Origin of the sequence: Campylobacter sp. JMF_14 EL1, from assembly GCF_027737585.1 — a bacterium.
Classification (GTDB): Bacteria; Campylobacterota; Campylobacteria; order Campylobacterales; family Campylobacteraceae; genus Campylobacter_B.
This window is the reverse complement of sequence record NZ_JAOVTW010000002.1, coordinates 309,770-328,296: the sequence shown is the minus strand read 5'-3', so window position 1 is coordinate 328,296 and position 18,527 is coordinate 309,770. Positions and strand designations below refer to the sequence as shown.

The 18,527-nt window shown below is 41.6% G+C and carries 17 protein-coding genes; 6 read left to right on the top strand and 11 right to left on the bottom strand.

What is annotated here, in order from left to right; genetic code table 11:
- The 3 genes from OFN73_RS05145 to OFN73_RS05135 all read left to right on the top strand — a co-directional run.
- Nucleotides 1–207, top strand: a 207-nt coding sequence (locus OFN73_RS05145) for a hypothetical protein (RefSeq protein ID WP_270862518.1), incomplete at its 5' end; no start/stop codon positions are given.
- 16 nt (nucleotides 208–223) lie between these two features.
- The gene (locus OFN73_RS05140; protein WP_270862517.1) at nucleotides 224–547 is read left to right on the top strand and encodes a tetratricopeptide repeat protein; all 324 of its coding nucleotides are present in this window, start codon (nucleotides 224–226) and stop codon (nucleotides 545–547) included.
- Between the two features lie 187 nt (nucleotides 548–734).
- Complete coding sequence (locus tag OFN73_RS05135) at nucleotides 735–1,322, top strand: hypothetical protein (protein ID WP_270862516.1); 588 nt, start codon at nucleotides 735–737, stop codon at nucleotides 1,320–1,322.
- A 76-nt stretch (nucleotides 1,323–1,398) separates the two neighbouring features.
- On the opposite strand, the gene OFN73_RS05130 is transcribed toward OFN73_RS05135, so the two are convergent.
- The 3 genes from OFN73_RS05130 to dcd are packed head-to-tail and all read right to left on the bottom strand — an operon-like array spanning nucleotide 1,399 to nucleotide 5,400.
- Nucleotides 1,399–2,547, bottom strand: a complete 1,149-nt coding sequence (locus tag OFN73_RS05130; RefSeq protein ID WP_270862515.1) for a cation:proton antiporter — start codon at nucleotides 2,545–2,547, stop codon at nucleotides 1,399–1,401.
- Nucleotides 2,548–2,601: 54 nt separating this feature from the next.
- Nucleotides 2,602–4,830, bottom strand: a complete 2,229-nt coding sequence (topA, locus tag OFN73_RS05125) for a type I DNA topoisomerase (protein WP_270862514.1) — start codon at nucleotides 4,828–4,830, stop codon at nucleotides 2,602–2,604.
- 9 nt (nucleotides 4,831–4,839) lie between these two features.
- Nucleotides 4,840–5,400: a dCTP deaminase gene (gene dcd / locus OFN73_RS05120; protein ID WP_270859947.1), complete on the bottom strand. Its 561-nt coding sequence runs from the start codon at nucleotides 5,398–5,400 to the stop codon at nucleotides 4,840–4,842.
- A 131-nt stretch (nucleotides 5,401–5,531) separates the two neighbouring features.
- Here dcd and OFN73_RS05115 point away from each other — a divergent pair, with 131 nt between their 5' ends.
- From OFN73_RS05115 to OFN73_RS05105, 3 genes are all read left to right on the top strand, one after another.
- Nucleotides 5,532–6,581 (top strand): type II asparaginase, encoded by a 1,050-nt coding sequence (locus tag OFN73_RS05115; RefSeq protein WP_270862513.1) that lies wholly within the window; start codon nucleotides 5,532–5,534, stop codon nucleotides 6,579–6,581.
- Between the two features lie 147 nt (nucleotides 6,582–6,728).
- Nucleotides 6,729–7,190, top strand: a complete 462-nt coding sequence (gene accB, locus OFN73_RS05110) for an acetyl-CoA carboxylase biotin carboxyl carrier protein (RefSeq protein ID WP_270862512.1) — start codon at nucleotides 6,729–6,731, stop codon at nucleotides 7,188–7,190.
- The gene (locus tag OFN73_RS05105; protein WP_270862511.1) at nucleotides 7,187–8,524 is read left to right on the top strand and encodes an acetyl-CoA carboxylase biotin carboxylase subunit; all 1,338 of its coding nucleotides are present in this window, start codon (nucleotides 7,187–7,189) and stop codon (nucleotides 8,522–8,524) included. The genes accB and OFN73_RS05105 overlap by 4 nt, the downstream gene beginning before the upstream one ends.
- A gap of 181 nt (nucleotides 8,525–8,705) precedes the next feature.
- Here the strand turns inward: OFN73_RS05105 and OFN73_RS05100 are convergent, their stop codons facing one another.
- The 8 genes from OFN73_RS05100 to OFN73_RS05065 all read right to left on the bottom strand — a co-directional run bounded on the left by OFN73_RS05100 (nucleotide 8,706) and on the right by OFN73_RS05065 (nucleotide 18,155).
- Nucleotides 8,706–9,584, bottom strand: a complete 879-nt coding sequence (locus tag OFN73_RS05100) for a hypothetical protein (RefSeq protein WP_270862510.1) — start codon at nucleotides 9,582–9,584, stop codon at nucleotides 8,706–8,708.
- A 79-nt stretch (nucleotides 9,585–9,663) separates the two neighbouring features.
- A complete protein-coding gene (locus OFN73_RS05095; RefSeq protein ID WP_270862509.1) occupies nucleotides 9,664–10,341 on the bottom strand; it encodes a hypothetical protein in 678 nt (225 codons plus the stop codon).
- Nucleotides 10,342–10,556: 215 nt separating this feature from the next.
- Nucleotides 10,557–11,321, bottom strand: a complete 765-nt coding sequence (locus tag OFN73_RS05090) for a polysaccharide deacetylase family protein (RefSeq protein WP_270862508.1) — start codon at nucleotides 11,319–11,321, stop codon at nucleotides 10,557–10,559.
- A 109-nt stretch (nucleotides 11,322–11,430) separates the two neighbouring features.
- Entirely contained in the window at nucleotides 11,431–11,898 is a 468-nt protein-coding gene (gene bcp / locus OFN73_RS05085; RefSeq protein ID WP_270862530.1) for a thioredoxin-dependent thiol peroxidase, read from the bottom strand.
- A gap of 34 nt (nucleotides 11,899–11,932) precedes the next feature.
- The gene (locus OFN73_RS05080) at nucleotides 11,933–12,142 is read right to left on the bottom strand and encodes a tautomerase family protein (protein WP_270862507.1); all 210 of its coding nucleotides are present in this window, start codon (nucleotides 12,140–12,142) and stop codon (nucleotides 11,933–11,935) included.
- Nucleotides 12,143–12,144: 2 nt separating this feature from the next.
- Complete coding sequence (purF, locus tag OFN73_RS05075) at nucleotides 12,145–13,491, bottom strand: amidophosphoribosyltransferase (protein ID WP_270862506.1); 1,347 nt, start codon at nucleotides 13,489–13,491, stop codon at nucleotides 12,145–12,147.
- Nucleotide 13,492: 1 nt separating this feature from the next.
- A complete protein-coding gene (gene dapB, locus OFN73_RS05070; protein WP_270862505.1) occupies nucleotides 13,493–14,254 on the bottom strand; it encodes a 4-hydroxy-tetrahydrodipicolinate reductase in 762 nt (253 codons plus the stop codon).
- Between the two features lie 514 nt (nucleotides 14,255–14,768).
- Nucleotides 14,769–18,155 (bottom strand): DUF748 domain-containing protein, encoded by a 3,387-nt coding sequence (locus OFN73_RS05065; protein ID WP_270862504.1) that lies wholly within the window; start codon nucleotides 18,153–18,155, stop codon nucleotides 14,769–14,771.
- Between the last annotated feature and the right edge of the window lie 372 nt (nucleotides 18,156–18,527).

Here is an 18,527-nt window from a genome sequence, read left to right as displayed (position 1 = left end):
CCTTGCTCCATACCGAACCAAGAAGCTAAGCTCATCATGGCTGATGATACTCTCCGTTACTCGGATGTCGGGAAAGTAGGTCGTTGCGGACTTTGTTTTTATTCTTTATGCTTTTTTAAATCAATTAAATTTTTATGTCAATCAAATTTTAAATCAATTACAGGGTCAGTATTTTGCAGAATTTTAAAATTTAAACAAATGCCATGAGGCGATACGATTGTGGGTGGATAGGGTCGGTGATAAAAATGGCTCTTATCATTTTGGAAATTTGAGCCTCAATGAAATTTGGTGCAATGAGCACGGCAAAGCTTTGGCTTGCGCGAGGCTAAGCGAGGCGTATTATTACGGCAAAGGCGTGGAGCGCGACGAGGCAAAAGCCGAAGAATTCGCCCAAAAAGCCTGCGATTTGGGGCATGAAATCGCGTGCTTTATCGCTGGGGTCTATGCAGATCGCAATAAAACCAGAGCCAAATATTATTTTGGCAAATCTTGCGACCTTGGCTATGCGCTCGCTTGTGATGAGTATAAAAAACTAAAAAAATGGTGATAAGTTTATATTTTGTAATGAAAAATGAAATTTATCTAGGAGCCGTAAGCGAATTTATAATTTTAAATTTACTCGTTGCCTAAATTTTAAAATTCAAAAGTAAGTTTAAATTTGTGAATTTAAATAAATTCGGTATCACAGATACTGACTGAATTTGAATTTGCTAATAAAATTTGAAAGGAAAGAGATGAATTTTGTAGATAAAATTCTTAGTAAAGAGTATAGCAAACAGCAACTCGAAAGTTTTAAAAATATGAATACCCTACTTGCTTGTGTATTTTTTATGTTCGCTTTTCACGGACTTGGTTTTCTTTGGACTTCTTATGATAAAAAACCACCACATAAGCTAGAAGAAATGCAAGTTTTAGAAGGTAAAATTTTAAAACTAAACGATAAGAAAATCGGAAAAGAAACTAATAGAAGATTAGAATTTATAGATAAAAATAATACAAAACATATTTTATATTTTGGGACTGGTTCAAACTATCCGTTTGAAAACTATGTAAAATTAATCGGAGAAGATATTAGAATTTGGTTTCCAACAACAGAGCCATACACGAAAGAATTAGAGCAAATTCAGTATATGAAAAACGACAAATATTTTATGAAATATGAATACGAAGGTCGTATGGAATATTACAACTATTTAATCTCTGATTATTACAGAAATACTTATAAAAAATGGGGCGGTGGAGCTTTGGCTCTTTTGATTTTACAAATAACTTTAACTAAATTAATAAAAAGGAGATATAAATCTCTTTCTAGAAAATTTTAGTCGAAGTTATCTGATAATAGTTTGTTAAATTGCATTTTTAAAATTTTGGCTTCAACGATACTGCGCAATTTTTCAATTAACTTCTTTTTTTATAATTAAAAATAAAATTTATCAGTATCATCGCTACCAAAGCTTCAATCAGCGAGGCGACGATCATAGCATAATAAATCTCTTTGCTTATGAAATTTGCCTCGAAAAACAGCGTCGCAGTCGCGATCAAAAGCGTCAGTGGCATTGAGAGGCTAAGCGCAAAAAGTGCGCCTGCTCGCGCGCGCAGTATCTCCCAAAACACCCCAGCGCACAAAATTCTCGTAAAAATCATTATCCCAGCTAGCAGCAGGCAAAATTTCAAAACCCCGGGCATTAGCAGTGCGTCCAGCTCGACCGCCGCGCCTGTGTGTATGAAAAATATCGGCACGATAAAGCCAAAGCCAAACGACGATAGCTTCGGCACGAGACCCTCTTTGTGCGAGAAAAATGTCGGCAAAAACGCCCCCGCGATGAAGGCCGCGATAAAGATTTCGATATCTAGCCACGACGCGCTCGCGCAAACTAGGCAAAAAATTGCCATAGCAAAGCGTATGTCTTTTTCGTTTTTGTCATAGTGTGGCATGATTATGGTTTTTAGGCTCGGATACCACCAAAACACCATTTCTAGGGACTTAAACACTAGCGCGATTGCGCCGATAAATCCCACAAGCGAGCCGATTTTAAGCAGCATGCTCGCCCCAAAGCCATCTTTTAGGTAAATCCCCACCACGCTAAGGGCTACGATGCTCACTATCTCGCCAAGCACGCCTACTAGCATGGCTAGATTGAGCCATTCTTCGTCCTTGCCGTAGTCCTTATACAGCGTCGAGAGTAGTCCCACGCTCATAAGTGGCACGGCGATGATGATTAAATTTGGCAAATCAAAAATTGCTACCAAAATTGCGCCCAAGATATAAAGCAGAGTCAAAAACAGAAGCGATTTTTTTAAAATTTGGCGCGAAATTTTAAATAAAAAGCGAAAATCCACCTCTGCCCCAGCCAAAAACATAAGGTAATAAAACCCGATTTTAGAGGCGAAATCAAAGGTAGGATTAGCATAAAGCAGGCCCAAATTTCCAGCGATTATGCCTAGGATTATCTCTGTGGGCGAGACTGGGATTTTTAGCACTTTGGCTAGATACGGCGAGGTAAATATGAAAAATCCTAGCGTGATTAAAATTAAAATTTCGCTCATTTTGGTTAAATTTCGAAATTTAGCCACGCCAAATTTGGCAATGGCTAAATTTGTTTATTCGATTTCCTCTTTAAATTTGCATTTCGGGCACTCGGCGAAATTGCCTTTTTTCAGCTCTTTTCGCACCATGTAGGTGTTTTTGCACTCAGGGCATTTGCGCGAAAGCACGGCGTAGTTGCTCACAAAATCGCACTTTGGATAGTTCGAGCAACCATAAAATTTCCCCCTGCGCGAAAATCTCTCGACCACATCGCCCTTGGCGCATTTTGGGCAGATTACGCCGGTGCTGGTGGCCTTTTTGGCTGGGGCTTTGGCTGCGCCTTCGATTTGGCGAGAGTATTTGCATTTCGGATAGCCCTCGCACGCGATAAACTCGCCAAAACGCCCAGCGCGCTTGACTAGCTCTTTGCCACATTGTGGGCATTTCTCGCCGATTTTTTCAGGCTCGGATTTGCTTGCCTCATCTGCGCTCTCGCCTAGATTGCGAGAGTATTTGCATTTCGGATAGCCCTCACACGCGATAAACTCGCCAAAACGCCCAGCGCGCCTTACTAACTCTTTGCCACATTGTGGGCATTTCTCGCCGATTGGTTCGGAGATTTTTTGGCTAGCGATTTCGCTCTTGCCTTTGGCGATTTCGTCCATAAATGGGTAGTAAAAATTCGCCAAAATTTCTTGCCAATCAGCCTTATTTTCGGCGATTTCGTCGAGTTTTTCTTCCATTTTGGCGGTGAAATTGCTATCAACGATATTTTTAAAATGCCCCTCCAAAACCTCGGTGATTTTAAAGGCGACCTCGGCTGGGATTAGCTGTTTTTTGTCGATTTCGACATATTTTTTCGAGGTTAGAAGCGTGATAGTTGGGGCATAAGTGCTTGGTCTGCCAATGCCTAGGCTTTCTAGCTTTTTAATCAAACTAGCTTCTGAATACCTAGCTGGTGCTTCTGTGAAATGTTGCTCGCTTCCTAGGCTTTCAAGCTCCATTTTATCGCCTTTTTTAAGCTCTGGCAAAATTTTATCCTTATCCAAATCGCCATAAACCTTGTAAAATCCGTCAAATGTAACCTTGCGCCCGCTTATGCGAAATTCAGCGCTCGCCCCACAAATCGTGATTGTTTGGATATCTGAGGTAGAAGCGCTCATTTGGCATGCGATGAAACGATTATAAATCAGCGTATAAAGCCTAGCTTCGTCGCGTGGGAGTGTGGCCTTTGCCATTTGTGGCGTAAAGGCTATGTTTGTAGGGCGAATCGCCTCGTGGGCTTCTTGCGCGCCTTTGGATTTGGTGGTGTAAATGTTTGGCGATTTTGGCAGATACTGCGCGCCATAGGTTTTTTCGATCATATCGCGTGCGGCAGCAACGGCCTCTTTGGCTAAATTTAGACTATCTGTTCTCATATATGTAATCGCACCGCCAAAATTCGTATTTACCCCCTCATACAGGCTCTGGGCTAGGCTCATAGTCTTGCGTGGATTAAAGCCAAGGCTAGTTGAGGCTGCTTGTTGAAGTGTGCTTGTCATAAATGGCGCACTTGGGGCTGTTTTGCGAGATTTGCTCTCAATCGCGCTAACGCTAAATTCTTCGCTTTTTAAAATTTTTAAAATTTTATCAGCCTCAGACTTTGTTTTTATGGATAGTTTTTCCATTTTTTCGCCGTTAAATTTGACAAATTCGGCTTCTAGCTTTTTCTTAAAAACAGCGTCTATGCTGTGGTATTCTACTGGCACAAACGCTCTTATTTCGCGCTCTTTATCGACAATGATTTTTAAAGCCGCGCTTTGGACGCGCCCAGCGCTTAGCCCTCTTTGGATTTTGGTGTTTAGTAGCGGACTTAGCTTGTATCCTACTATGCGATCTAGCAAGCGACGCGCTTGTTGGGCATTTACGCTATTCATATCGAGCGTGCGTGGTGAGTTTATGGCGTTATCAATCGCGCTTTTTGTGATTTCGTGAAATACAATGCGAGGCAGGCTGGTTGGGGCTTTGCCGATTGATTCTGCGATATGGTATGCTATCGCCTCTCCCTCTCTATCCTCGTCGGTTGCTAGGTAAATTTGACCTGCCTTTTTGGCTAAATTTTTTATCTGCGACACGATTGCTTCGTGGTCCGCGCTGGTTTCGTATTCGGGGCTAAATTTATTGCCGTCGATTTTAATGCCAAATTTTTTCTGCGGAAGGTCGCGGATATGACCTTTGCTAGCGATTACTTCGTAATCTTCGCCTAAAAATTTTTTTATCGTTTTGGCTTTGGCTGGTGATTCAACTATGACTAAATTTTTCATATTTCTCTCTTATTTTAAAATTCTTGGTAGCGTAATGCCCTCTTGGGCTTGGTATTTGCCCTTTTTGTCGGCGTATGTTACTTCGCACGGCTCATCGCCTTGCAAAAACAGCACCTGCGCGATTCCCTCGTTTGCGTAAATTTTGGCTGGAAGCGGGGTTGTGTTTGAGATTTCGATTGTGATATGCCCCTTAAATCCCGGCTCAAAAGGCGTTACATTTACGATGATTCCGCACCTTGCGTAAGTGCTTTTGCCAAGGCAGATTGCAAGCACATCAGAAGGCATATTAAAATACTCGATTGTGCGAGCCAACGCGAAAGAATTTGGTGGGACGATACAGATATCGCCTACGAAATCCACGACATTTTTTTCGTCGAAATTCTTAGGATCGACGACCGTGCCACCGATATTTGTGAAAATTTTAAACTCATTTCCCACTCTGATATCATATCCGTAGCTAGATACGCCATAGCTCACCACGCCTTTTCCCACTTGCTCTTCGGCAAATGGCACTATCATAGCGTGCTTTTGCGACATTTCTCTAATCCATTTATCGCTTTTTAGTCCCATATTTATCCTTAAACTGAAAAATTTTTCGCGCATTATAGCAATAAAATTCCACGATTTACAAATTTGGTGCTATAATTCAAATTTAATTTTGCAATTAAATGCAGAAATTTATCAAATTTTAAGGAGACAAGATGAAAATCTTAGGCAAATTTGCGTTCGCTGCACTTTTTATCGCTTCATCACTAGTTGCGGCTAAACCAAACATCTACATTTTGGCCACAGGTGGCACAATCGCTGGTGGAGGCGATAGCGCTGTTAGCGGTGATTACACATCAGGCACAAAAACTGTCGATGAATTGCTAGCTGCTGTTCCTCAAATCAACGACATCGCAAATGTCAAAGGTGAGCAAATTTCACAAATCGGCTCACAAGAGATGAACGATGAAGTTTGGCTAAAACTAGCAAACCGCGTAAATGAGCTACTTACGAAAAACGATGTCGATGGCGTAGTCATCACTCACGGAACTGACACTATGGAAGAGACAGCGTATTTTCTAAATTTGGTTGTAAAAACTAAAAAACCTATCGTAATGGTTGGCGCGATGAGATCTGGCACTTCACTAAGCGCAGATGGCCCGCTAAATATCTTTAACGGCGTAAATGTCGCAATCAATCCAAGCGCTCGCGAAAAAGGCGTAATGGTCGTAATGAACGATGAAATTCACGCTGCACGCGAAGTAACTAAAACAAACACAACTGCTGTTGATACATTTGCTTCACCAAACGCAGGCAAAATCGGCACCGTAAATTACGGAATCGTAAATTTCTATATGAATCCACTTCGCAAACACACAGTCGATAGCGTATTTAACATCAAAGATGTAAAAGAGCTTCCACGCGTTGATATTTTGTTCGCTCATGCACAAGATGTCGCTGATTTCGTTGAAACTGCTGTTGCAAACGGCGCCAAAGGTATCGTGCTAGCTGGTATGGGCAACGGAAATCCTTTCCCAACCGTCGAAGCTGCACTTGCAAAAGCTAGCGAAAACGGCGTTGTCGTAGTTCGCGCTTCTCGCACAGGTTCTGGCTCAACAAGCGTTGGCGCAGAGGTTGATGACGCAAAATATGGCTTTTTGACAAGCGATAACCTAAACGCTGCCAAAGCTAGGGTTTTACTACAACTTGCCCTTTCAAAAGGTCTAGACAAAGCGAAAATTGCTGAAATTTACGCTACTCATTAATAACTCTTGGGCGCAGATTTTGCGCCCTTTTTTAAATTTTACTCAATTTCAAATTTCACAAAATTCCGCCAAATTTAAATTTAATGTAAGAATTAACTAAATTTAGGTAAAATGCGCCTTTGGAATTTCTATTTTTAGGAGAAATAAATGAAACAAGAAGATATTAAGGAATTGATGACTTTCTTCGACGAAAAATCATCTCTGAGCAAGATTAAAATTAAAAACGACGATTTTGAAATCGAAATTAAAAAATTCGGCGCAGATATCGAAACCGGCACAGCATGTGCCACACCTGCACCGCACGCCCCAGCTGCTGTGCCAGCTGTAAATGTCGTCGTAGGCGACTCTCACGCAGCTAGCAAGGCTAGCATGGATACTATCGATAGTCCTATGGTTGGCACTTTTTACAAGGCTGCAAGCCCGGGCGCAAACCCATTTGTAAGCGCTGGTCAAGTTGTGCATAAAGGCGATACTATCGGCATTATCGAAGCGATGAAGATTATGAACGAGGTCGAGGCCGAGTTTGATTGTCGTATCATCAAATCGCTAGTAGAGGACGGACAGCCAGTAGAATACGCTATGTCGCTATTTGAGGTTGAAAAGCTATGAAAGAGCTAAATAAAATTCTTATCGCAAACCGCGGTGAGATAGCACTTCGCGCACTTCGCACTATTCAGGAAATGGGCAAAAAGGCCATTGTCGTGCATTCAACAGCCGATCAAGACGCACTTTATGTCAAATACGCTGATGCTGCGATTTGCATAGGTGGGCCGCGCTCAACCGATAGCTACTTAAATATCCCCGCAATCATCACAGCATGCGAGCTGACAGAGGCTGATGCGATTTTCCCTGGTTATGGATTTTTGAGCGAAAATCAAAATTTCGTCGAAATTTGCGCTAAACACGGCATTAAATTTATCGGCCCAAGTGTTGAAGCTATGACGCTAATGAGCGATAAAAGCAAGGCTAAGCAAGTAATGATGAGAGCTGGAATCCCAGTAGTGCCAGGATCAGATGGCGCGATTGCCGATGTCGAGGCTGCGCGCAAACTAGCCAAAGAAATCGGCTATCCTGTCATCATCAAAGCAGCCGCTGGTGGTGGCGGACGCGGTATGAGAGTGGTAGAAAAAGAAGAGGATTTAGAAAAGCTTTTTTGGTCGGCTGAGAGCGAGGCTATGAGCGCGTTTGGCGACGGGACAATGTATATGGAAAAATATATCACAAATCCGCGCCATATCGAGGTTCAAGTCATCGGCGACGAGCACGGAAATGTCCTACATGTGGGCGAGCGCGACTGCTCTATGCAACGCCGCCACCAAAAGCTAATCGAAGAGAGCCCAGCGGTGATACTCGATGAAGAAACACGCGCCAAGCTCCTAGAAACAGCTGTTCGCGCGACTAAGGCGATTGGCTATGTCAGTGCGGGAACATTTGAGTTTTTATACGACAGCAAGGATAAGAAATTTTATTTCATCGAAATGAATACGCGCTTGCAGGTCGAGCATACGGTCAGCGAAATGCGCTCAGGGCTTGATTTGATCGAGCAAATGATAAGGGTAGCCGAGGGTCATAAGCTCCCTAGCCAAGATGAGATTAAATTTAGCGGACATGCGATTGAGTGCAGAATCACAGCCGAAGATCCGAAAAGCTTCATGCCAAATCCGGGCAAAATCACTCGCTACATAGCCCCAGGTGGGCGCAATGTGCGTATGGATAGCCATGTGTATGAGGGATACAGCGTGCCGGCATTTTACGATAGTATGATTGGCAAGCTCATCGTGCATGACAAAGACAGGCTTCGCGCGATTTCGAAGATGAAAATCGCACTATCCCAGCTCGTCATCGGCGGTATCAAATCAACCCGCGATTTCCACATCGCTATGATGAATAACCCTGATTTTATCAACAACGACTACGATACAAATTATCTGTCAAAACACTAAAATTCTAAATTTAGCCCATTTTTGGGCTAAATTTAGCTAAATTATTCATTTTTATTTCATTTCATTAAAAATTTTATTGTGCTTTAAATAAGCCATTTCGGCTAACAGCCCGAATTCTGTAATGTTTTGTTCTAATGTATTCATTAGATTTCTCCTTATTGAAAAATTTTATTTTAAATAATTATTGATAAATATCAATAGATAAACCTTTGCTCCATTTATCCATATCGAAGACTTTTTCTATTTCTTGTATTTTGCCACATACTTTATTCGTAAATTGGTAATCATCGGTAAAATGCGGCATTAATATTTCAGGGAAAATAAAAGTCGCTTCTTCTCTATTTCTAATATACATTTTCCAAAAAGCTATCTCTTTTTCTGTTTTATTTTCTACAATAGATACATTTACGATATGATAAAAAGCATTTTCAAATAAACTATCAGAGATTTTTTCACTTTTATTTATTATTATAGAATAGTTGTAATTTTTGATAATATCTCTATCTTTTTCCGCTTCGTTGCGTTTTGTTATTTTGAATTTGGCTTCTTTGATAGCCTTTTCATTTTCTCTATAAAAGTGAAATTGAGCTGATTTATCGGTGTGTAAATTTTGATATTGCGAAATTAAATTTATGTATTGCGTGTAATGGGTTGAATTTTTATCAAAATATACTTCTTCTACTTTTCCATTGCTGCATTTATATTTATCCGTTATTTTGCTATTACACTCGATTGCTATTTTTTCAATATGAATTCCGTCTAATAAAGCCTCTATTAAATGTAAGCTAGTATCTATATCACCGACTTTGGCGTTGTCAATTTTGACATATACACTTTTTGGATATTCTACAATTTTATCAATCTTGGATTTAGGCTCTATTTGGCAATATTTATTTGCGATAATCCTAGTAGGAACAACATCGTAAAACGGCACCAAAACACACAAGGCAACAGATATAGCCACTGCTTTATTGCTTTTTGAAACTGCACCCACAATAACGCATATTATAACGCTTACTACTACATAAGCGGCAAATACAAAAGTTATAATTAAGTCCATAAATTTTCCTTTCAGGTCGTATCAGTTATCTGTGATACCGAATTTTTTAAATTTACAAATTTTGTAATTTGAGAAATTACTACTCATTTTTTGCTCCTTGTAAATTGGTGTTTATTAGATTTTCTTTTAATGTTTGCTGTATAATTTTGGCTCGTTTATTGCCAAGTAGGCTATCGCATGAAGCACCATTGATATCTGTTTCAATAGAAAGCATTTTAGAAATAAATGGATTATATTCCATATAGCAATTATTTATCCATTTGCCTATTGGTTTATTGTGGATATACAGCGTTTGACTATCTTTCCATCTCCAATTTTTTATTTCTATATCGCTTAATGTGTAGTTATTATCTAAAATTTCAAATTTATAGTCTTTTTTTATCAAACAATCATAATAAAAGATAACAGCCTTAAACCCGTCAAATACAAATCCGCAAGTGAAAAATAAAACCATTAAAGTAGCAAAAAAACGGGCTTTACTTGCAAATAAAAATTTATCATTTTTTGAAATTTCTACTTTTTCATAAGTTATTTTTTCGTCTATTTTGTGAATTTTAACTCTGTATTTTTTCTTGATTAATGCTAAAAATAAGAAAGTCAGAAAAAACACAAACACAAAAAATCCAAAGAAAATAAAAAGCAAAAATAAGATGATAAAAAATACTTTTGCAAATTTGTTTATCTGTGAATTTGCGATGTATTTTATACACAACGCACAAGCAAATGCCACAATTAAATTAACAATTAAAATATCCATATAATTCCTTTGTGTTTTTTTGCAAATTCAAATTCGGTCAGTATCGCCGATACCGAATTTATTAAATTCACAAATTTAAACTTACTTTTGAATTTCAAGCTCGTAGATTGCCACGCAAGCAAGCTTGCTCGCAATGACAAATCAAGGGCTAGGGAATTTCTCTGAATCGCCACAAAATATTTCGCAAATTTTGCCAATGACAAAACGGGCGAAATTTACTCCAAAACCTCGTCTAATCGCACGAACTCAAAGCCATTTTTAACCAAAATTTTAAGGCCCCCCACCACGCCTGCGCCACTTGGCTTTTGGGGGTGGTTGGCGTGAGCGATGATGATGTCGCCACCATGCGCACTAGACACAGCAGTGCGCGCCCCTTCTGCGCTCATCGTAGCCCCAGCATCTCCTAGCACGCTAAATCCCACGGGCGCGTATCCCATATCATAAATCTGCGCCACGGCAAACTCGTCGTAATACGCCGTGCCTGAGCGGTAAAATTTCGGGCGTGCGCCGGTGATTTTTTCGATTAAATCGGCGTTTCGCGCGATTTCATCGTATAGCTCGCCAGCATCCGCCGTGCCCTTTATGCCGTAAATGCTAGCCCCATTTAGCGAGGCTGGGGAGTGTGCGGTGCCGTGATTTTCGATTTCGAAATTTGGATTTTGGCGCAAACGCTCGAATTTTTGCGGGAATTTCTCTATCCAGCGCAAATTTACGAAAAATGTAGCTTTTATGCTGTGTTTTTCTAAAAATTCCACGATTCGCTCGTCCAAATCGTCCGTTTTGCTTCCGCACAGATCGAGCGTGAGGGCGATTTGTTTTTTGCCAGTTTTGAAATTTTTAATCACGCCCTGTAATTCCTCGCCCCAAAGGCTAGGCTTTGCGTCAGAGTATTTTTGCAAAATTTGCTCTTTGGTCAAATTTTCGCCCTGCGCGCCACACAAAACCCCCAAAGCGCAGATAAAAATTAAAAATTTTTTCATTGATTTCCCCTTGTAAATTCGGCTAAATTTTGGCTAAATTTAAAAAGGGGCAAATTTTGAAATTCGCTAAATTTCGAAATTTTACCCCAAATTTGCGCTTAAATTTTGTTTATTTTTGCGCCAAAATGTCGCCAAGCACCTTTGCGGCGTGGTCTTTGGCTTTGACAGATTTATAGACTTTTTCGATTTTGCCGTCTTTGCCGATGAGAAATGTCGAGCGCACGATCCCTAGATACTCGCGCCCGTAGTTTTTGCGCACTTGAAGCACGCCGTAAGCCTTGGCGACTTCGCGTTCGTGGTCGCTTAGCAAGATATGGCGCAGGCTAGCTTTGGCGATAAAGCTGGCGTGTGATTTCACACTATCTGGGCTAATGCCTATAATCAGGGCGTCCTCGGCGATAAATTTATCCCAAAGCTCGCTAAATTCGCACGCCTCGGTGGTGCAACCCGGCGTATTATCCTTAGGATAAAAATACAAAACGACCCTTTTGCCGATAAAATCGCTTAGGCGAATTTGCACGCCATCGGCGTTTTCTAGGGCGAAATTTGGCGCCATATCGCCCTTAGCAAGCGTGATTTTGCGCGCTAAATCCTCTGCGCTAAATGTAGTCTCAGCCATTTTGCGCCTTTTTGCGCATATCTGCGACGCTTTCGCCACCGAAATAGAAATTTTCAGCCTCGTCGTATTCGAATTTCACGACCACGCGACTTGGCACCTTGCCCAGGTTTTCGACCATTGTTTTGGTGATTTCACCAGCGATTTTGTCTTGTAGCTCCTTGCTTGGGGCTGGTTTGGTTAGGTGGATATTGATGATTGGCATTTTTACTCCTTTATAAAATAATCTCCGTCAAAACTGATTAGCGAATATTTTCGCTCATCTCCTAGCGCGCCGACAAGCTCATTTATGCTTAGAAATGTCAGGCTGTCCGCGCCGATATACTCGCGCACCTCTTCGGTGCTTTTGTTTGCGCTGATTAGCTCGGCGTAGCTTGGCGTGTCTATGCCGTATCTATCTGGGTGTTTGATTTCTGGGCTTGCGATACACATGTGAATCTCCCTCGCCCCAGCGTGGCGCAGAAGCTCGACGATTTTTTTGCTAGTTGTGCCTCGCACGATACTATCGTCGATGACGACTATGCTTTTGTCTTTCAAAACCTCGCTCATAGGGTTTAGTTTGAGTTTGACCTTTAAATTTCGCATTTCTTGTGTCGGCTCGATAAAGGTGCGCCCCACATAGTGATTTCTCACGATTGCCAGCTCAAAAGGCACGCCACTTGCAGCCGAGTATCCCAAAGCCGCTGGCACGCCACTATCTGGGACAGGGACGACAAAATCAGCCTTGATATTTTTGCATTTTTCGGCCAAAACTGCGCCTAGTTTTTTGCGGATATTATAGACATTTTTGCCCTCGACCGTGCTGTCTGGGCGGGCGAAATATATGTATTCAAACGCGCAAATTCTAGGATCAACCTCTTCGAAAATTTGAAGCGATTTTATCTCATCTTTGCCCTCTTCGAAAATTACCATTTCGCCGGGCTTCACATCTCGTATAAACTCCGCTCCCACCAAATCAAAGGCGCATGTCTCGCTCGCTACGATATATCCGCCATCGCCGAGTCTTCCGATACTAAGAGGCCTTACACCGTGCGGATCGCGCAGGGCAAACATTTTGCTACGACTTAAAATCAGAAGCGAATACGCTCCAGCGCATTTTTTCACAGCCTCGATTATGCGGTTTTGCAATTTTTTTTCTTTGCTTCTAGCGATTAAATGCAAGATATTTTCTGTGTCCATATTTGACTGAAATATCGCTCCCTCGGCGATTAGCTCAGATCTAACGCTATCTTTGTTTATCAAATTTCCATTATGCACGATTGAAATTTCGCCTAGGGCGTATTTAGCGGAGATTGGTTGCGCGTCGTGGATACTCTCGTTGCCCGCTGTGGAGTAGCGATTGTGGCCAATAGCGCTATTTCCCTTTAAAATTTCAAGGGCTTGTGGGGTGAAAATTTTAGTTACTAGTCCTTGACCTTTTACCGTGTTTATATGGTGGTTGTGATTAGCACTTACTCCGCTTGCCTCTTGGCCACGGTGCTGCATCGAAAATAGCCCATAAACCGCCGTTTTAGCCGCATTGGCTGAATTTATAACTCCTACTATCGCACACATTTTAAAATCCTAAACAATCATTTATGCTATAAAGGCCATTTTTTTGTGTGGCAAGCCAAATTCCAGCTTTAATCGCGCCATTGGCGAAGGTTGCACGGCTCGTGGCGGTATGGTTTAGCTCGATATACTCGCCCTCGTTGTAAAACCCTACCGTGTGGCGTCCGACGATATCGCCACCGCGAAGCGCCATGACAGCGATTTCGTCTTTGCTTCTTTCGCCGATTAGCCCGTCGCGCCCGCTAACTCGCACTTTTTTGATATCTAAATCTCGCGCATTTGCAGCAGTAGTGGCTAGTGTCATAGCTGTGCCACTTGGGGCGTCTTTTTTGTGTTTGTGGTGCATTTCGACTATTTCGCAATCAAAATCGCGCAAAGCCTTGCTAGCTAGATTTACGAGCTTGTTTAGCACAGCCACGCCAAGGCTCATATTTGTCGCGTGAAAAACTGGCATTTTTTGCGCGCACTCTTTTAGCAGTGCTTCGCCCTCATCGCCTAGGGCAGTAGTGCCGATGACAAGGGGTTTTGGGTGAGTTTGGGCGAATTTTAATAAATTTATCGCCCCATCTCTAATGGTAAAATCAATCACCACATCGCAAGAATCAAAAAACTTCGCCAAATCGTCCGTGATTACGCATTTGGGGCTGTATGATAGCTCCTCGATAGTATAAATCGCGCTAACTACCGCGTTTTCGTAGTTTTTCAGACACTCATAAATCATACTTCCCATTCTACCGCTGCCGCCGTGGATACCAATCCTAACCATTTTAACCCTTTCTGAATTTGTAAAAATTTGGCGTAGTATAGCCAAATTTAGCTTATTTCTGAATTGTGTTGTGATTAATTTATAGCGCAAAGAAATGCGAAGTATTTCCGAAAAATAAAACCAGCTAAATTTAGAAAAACGAAGTTTTTCTAAATTTAACCACTTCTAAGGTTTTACAGGGGTGGGGGTTGGTAAAGGGGAGGGTAGCGTCTCCTAAAAAGCGCGCCCTCCCCCTTACGAAGAATTTCAAAATTTTGCCTAAAATTTAAAAAATAATTCAACCTAAATTTAGCATTGAACGATTTTTTGAATTTAACCTGCGCCGTGCTTTTCTCGTAAGGGGGAAGGGGGCTTGAATTGCGAGGTCGCGCCCCTTCCCCCTTACAAACCCCCAACCCCCGACGACGCTTTTAAGGTGGCTAAATTTAGAAAAAACTGCGTTTTTCTAAATTTAGCTGATCTTATTTTTACGGAAATGTTTCGCATTTCTCTTGCAATTACGAAATTTTAAATTTCACTTCTCTACGCCAAGGCCGACGCTGATGAAGCTATCTTGCTTCGCGCTGACATTTGCAGGCTTTTTAATCACGATTTGTGAGTCTGAGACGCCCAAATTCGCAAGCGCGCTTTGCACGGATTTAGCGCGCGCGACGGCTAAATTCTCCAAACGCGAGGTTGTGAATTTTTGCGCCTGTATGAGTTTTTCAAACCCCTCTTCGCCACCCTCTTTTATGCGGTGTTTCGCCCTTAGGCTCGCAATCGCAGCGTCAGATGAGAGATTTTCTTTTAGCATTACCCTGTCTATATTTTCGTTTAGCGTGACGAGCTTAAACGCCCTAGTATCGAGCTTCTCGTTATATGCTGGGGTTAGGGTGATTTTGATTTCTGGCTTTGATTTTGCAATCGTGGCAAGATTCTCGATTTTTTCGTTTTCGCTGATCAAAATCTCGCTACTAGCAGGCTCGAAATCGATCCCATCAAGCGAGGCAGTATCGATTCCAGCGATTTTGCCCAAAAACCTAAACGGACTTAGCACGATATCGCTAAATAGCTTTGTCACAGCCCCCACAATCACGCCACCAAAGCTAAATTTCGGATCGTTTAGATTCCCGCTGATTGGCAGGCTGACATTGATTTGGCCGTCGCTGTCTTTGAGAATCGAAATCGCTAAATCCAGCGGCAAATCCAGCGCGTCTTTACTCTCAACCTTTTCGCCAAGCACGAGATTATCGAGGTTTATATCGTTTGTGGCGTTTAGTTTGGAGGCGTTGATTTTATAATTTAGCTTTAAATTGCTCTTGCCACTTTTTATCTCATAGCCCACGAATTTCGCACTGTATGGGGTGATATCACTGAGTGCGACATCTTTTAAAACCACGCTAATATCGCTTTTTTGCTCTGGCGCGAAAGGATAGGCTTTTAGCGCTATTTGCCCTAAGCCACTTTTGCCCACAAGGCCGTTAAATTTGAGGTTTGCTTGGGATTTGTCGCTGATTTTATCTATTGTAGTTTTGATTTTGGAGACCGTGATATTTAGTGGCATAAAGAGCGTATCGTCGATGAAATTAAACGAGCCGTTTTGCACGCTCACATTTGAAATATTTACGCCAAAAGCGCCTTTTTGCCCACCTGTTTGGGCTTTTGGTGCGGGCGATTTGGAGGCTGGTTTGCTTGTGGATTTTGGCGAAGTTTTGGCTAGTTTGGCTAGGTTTATCTCGCCGTTTTTGGCGATATGGATTTTCGCGTAAGGGGCGTTTATGGCGATATTTTTGATATCAATCTTGCTCTCATTTAGGCTTAGTGCGCCCACTTTTGCGCTATTTATGCTAAAAACTTTCGCCCCTTTTGCGTCGTTTAGGGCCAAATTTTTGCCCGAAATTTCAGCATTTAGCGCGAATTTATCGCTAAATTTGAAATTTCCTTTTAAATTTGCGCTACCGCTTGCGATTTTTGCGTTTAAAAACTGCTCCAAATACGGGTTCGCTTTGCGCAAATCAGGGTGAGCGACATCAAAATCAATTTCTAAGTTTAGCGGATTTATGGTGATTTTCGAGGTTGCGTTGGCGCCTATTTCATCGCTTGCGACGCTTGCTTTGGCGCTAAAAGGGGCGCTAAAATTGCTAGATAGATTTTGCACGCTAGCGTCAATTTTAGCGAGGTTGTGGGTCATCTGTGGGGCTACGAAGCTCTCTGTGATTTTCGCGTGGCCGCCATTTAGCGTGATTTGCGCGATAGCAAAGCTAAATTTTGGCTCATTTTTGGCTGGTGAAATACTGCGCGTGGAGCCGTTATTTTCGCTATTTTGCGTGAAATTTCCCTCTGGGGCGAGCGAGTGTATCTGAGCTAATAAATTTTGCCTAAATTTCGCATTTTTTGCCTTGCTAGGCGCGTAAGAAATCACGCTTAAATCGTTTATGCTTTTTGCGCCCTCTTCGCTAATCTCTGAGTTAAAAAACGGCGCGTCAATGCCGATTTTGTCGATATTTAGGGCAAGTTTATCTAGGGCAAAGCTTAGTTTTTGCACGCTTAAATTTTTAATTCCGCTAAATTTTTCGTTTTTATTAGCTAGGTCAAATTCGCCAAATTTGGCCGAATTTAGGGCCAAATTTGAACCTTTTTCGCCCATTTGGAAGCTAAAATCATTTGCGCTTAAATTTGCCAAATTTATTTTGTCAAATTTCGCCAAGGCTAAATTTAGTGGCAAAATTTCGATTTTTGCGACTTTTGCCTCTGTTTTGGAGGCGTTGTTTTCGCCCCTAAAATTTGCGCTGATTTGCGAAATTTCGCCACCATTTGCGCTTAAATTTATTAGGCTATCGTTAAATTTGCACTCGCTTAAATTTATCTTGTCTAAATTCGCATTTAAGCCCAAATTTTCGCCCTCCAAGCCAAATTTTAAACCAAAATCAAAAGCCCTAAATTCGCCCAAACTCGCGTTATTTTCTGCGCTTAGAAAATCATTATTTTTAAGCGTGATTTCACCAGTGCCCAAAGTGGCGGCTAAATTTCGGCCAAATTTGGCGTCAAAATCGATATTTGCAAGCGAAATTTGCTCCGATTTGATTAAATTTTGACTAGCAAGCAGGGCAAGGTCGTTTAGTGCGATTTTGCTTTTTTTCAAATTTAGCGCGATTTCCTCGTCCAAAATCACCTCATAAAGGGCATTTGCGCTGATTTTTCCACCGAGTAGATTAAGGTCTTTTATGTCCAAAAACGATAACCAAAACGGATTGATTTTGAGATTTTCTACGCTTAAATTTCCCTCGATTTTAAGCGGATTTAGGCTGATTGAGCCTGAGTGAAAGATATTATCGAAAGTCTGCGAAGAGGCGTTAAAATCGTGGTTTCCGATAGAATTGCTAGCCAAATTTAGGCCAGCAATTTCGTAGTTTAAGCTACCAAGCTCGATTTTAAAGGGTCTTTCTAGGCTCAAATCTTCGTAAAAAACTCCGCCGTTTTCGATTTTGAAATTATCCAGCTTGACATTTATGCTCGAATTTTCGTCGCTTTTTTCGCTCTCGCTATTAGCATAAAGGCTCTCGAAATTAAACGAGCCGTTATTTTCGCGCGAAATGCTGATTTTAGGGCTTTGCAGGCGCAGGGTTTGGATATCTATGGTTTTGTTAAACAGCTCGCCAAATTTCAGCTTGACATCGATTTTCTCGGCCGAAAATAGCGGTTTGAAAGTCGAAAGCGAGGGAGCTGTGATGTTTAGCTCGTAGGTAAAGGGGTTAAATTTCGCGCTTTTAACGCTGAAATTTGCCTCGTTTTCTAGGATTTTTGGAACTGCTTTTTCGATGAGAAGCGGCACGCCAAAAAAGCCAAAAAGCGTGTAAAACGCGCCAATCCCACAAATACTATAAATAAATTTTTTCTTGTGTTTTTGTAAAAATTTCACCATTTTTGCGCCTATTGATTGTTAAATTTAATAATCTAAAATTATAGCAAATTAAAAATAACCGAACGCTATGATTCGTGTCATTGCGAGGCGATGCAGTCGCCGTGGCAATCCAGCACGGCGAAGCCGTAACGAAAAATAAAACCAGCTAAATTTTAAAAAGCAACGCTTTTTAAAATTTAGCCACTTCTAAGGTTTTACAGGGGTGGGGGTTGGTAAGGGGGAGGGTAGCGTCTCCTAAAAAGCGCGCCCTCCCCCTTACAAGGAATTTCACGGCACAGGTTAAATTCAAAAAATAATTCAATGCTAAATTTAGGTTGAATTTTGAATTTAAATTTTACTGGATTGCTTCGAGCCTTTCGGCTCTCGCAATGA

What these genes read in the sequence shown, in the direction of transcription:
- OFN73_RS05135 (WP_270862516.1), top strand. Translation starts at nt 735, where the DNA reads ATGAATTTTGTAGATAAAATTCTTAGTAAAGAGTATAGCAAACAGCAA.
- OFN73_RS05130 (WP_270862515.1), bottom strand. Translation starts at nt 2,547, where the DNA reads ATGAGCGAAATTTTAATTTTAATCACGCTAGGATTTTTCATATTTACC.
- topA (WP_270862514.1), bottom strand. Translation starts at nt 4,830, where the DNA reads ATGAAAAATTTAGTCATAGTTGAATCACCAGCCAAAGCCAAAACGATA.
- dcd (WP_270859947.1), bottom strand. Translation starts at nt 5,400, where the DNA reads ATGGGACTAAAAAGCGATAAATGGATTAGAGAAATGTCGCAAAAGCAC.
- OFN73_RS05115 (WP_270862513.1), top strand. Translation starts at nt 5,532, where the DNA reads ATGAAAATCTTAGGCAAATTTGCGTTCGCTGCACTTTTTATCGCTTCA.
- accB (WP_270862512.1), top strand. Translation starts at nt 6,729, where the DNA reads ATGAAACAAGAAGATATTAAGGAATTGATGACTTTCTTCGACGAAAAA.
- OFN73_RS05105 (WP_270862511.1), top strand. Translation starts at nt 7,187, where the DNA reads ATGAAAGAGCTAAATAAAATTCTTATCGCAAACCGCGGTGAGATAGCA.
- OFN73_RS05100 (WP_270862510.1), bottom strand. Translation starts at nt 9,584, where the DNA reads ATGGACTTAATTATAACTTTTGTATTTGCCGCTTATGTAGTAGTAAGC.
- OFN73_RS05095 (WP_270862509.1), bottom strand. Translation starts at nt 10,341, where the DNA reads ATGGATATTTTAATTGTTAATTTAATTGTGGCATTTGCTTGTGCGTTG.
- OFN73_RS05090 (WP_270862508.1), bottom strand. Translation starts at nt 11,321, where the DNA reads ATGAAAAAATTTTTAATTTTTATCTGCGCTTTGGGGGTTTTGTGTGGC.
- OFN73_RS05080 (WP_270862507.1), bottom strand. Translation starts at nt 12,142, where the DNA reads ATGCCAATCATCAATATCCACCTAACCAAACCAGCCCCAAGCAAGGAG.
- purF (WP_270862506.1), bottom strand. Translation starts at nt 13,491, where the DNA reads ATGTGTGCGATAGTAGGAGTTATAAATTCAGCCAATGCGGCTAAAACG.
- dapB (WP_270862505.1), bottom strand. Translation starts at nt 14,254, where the DNA reads ATGGTTAGGATTGGTATCCACGGCGGCAGCGGTAGAATGGGAAGTATG.
- OFN73_RS05065 (WP_270862504.1), bottom strand. Translation starts at nt 18,155, where the DNA reads ATGGTGAAATTTTTACAAAAACACAAGAAAAAATTTATTTATAGTATT.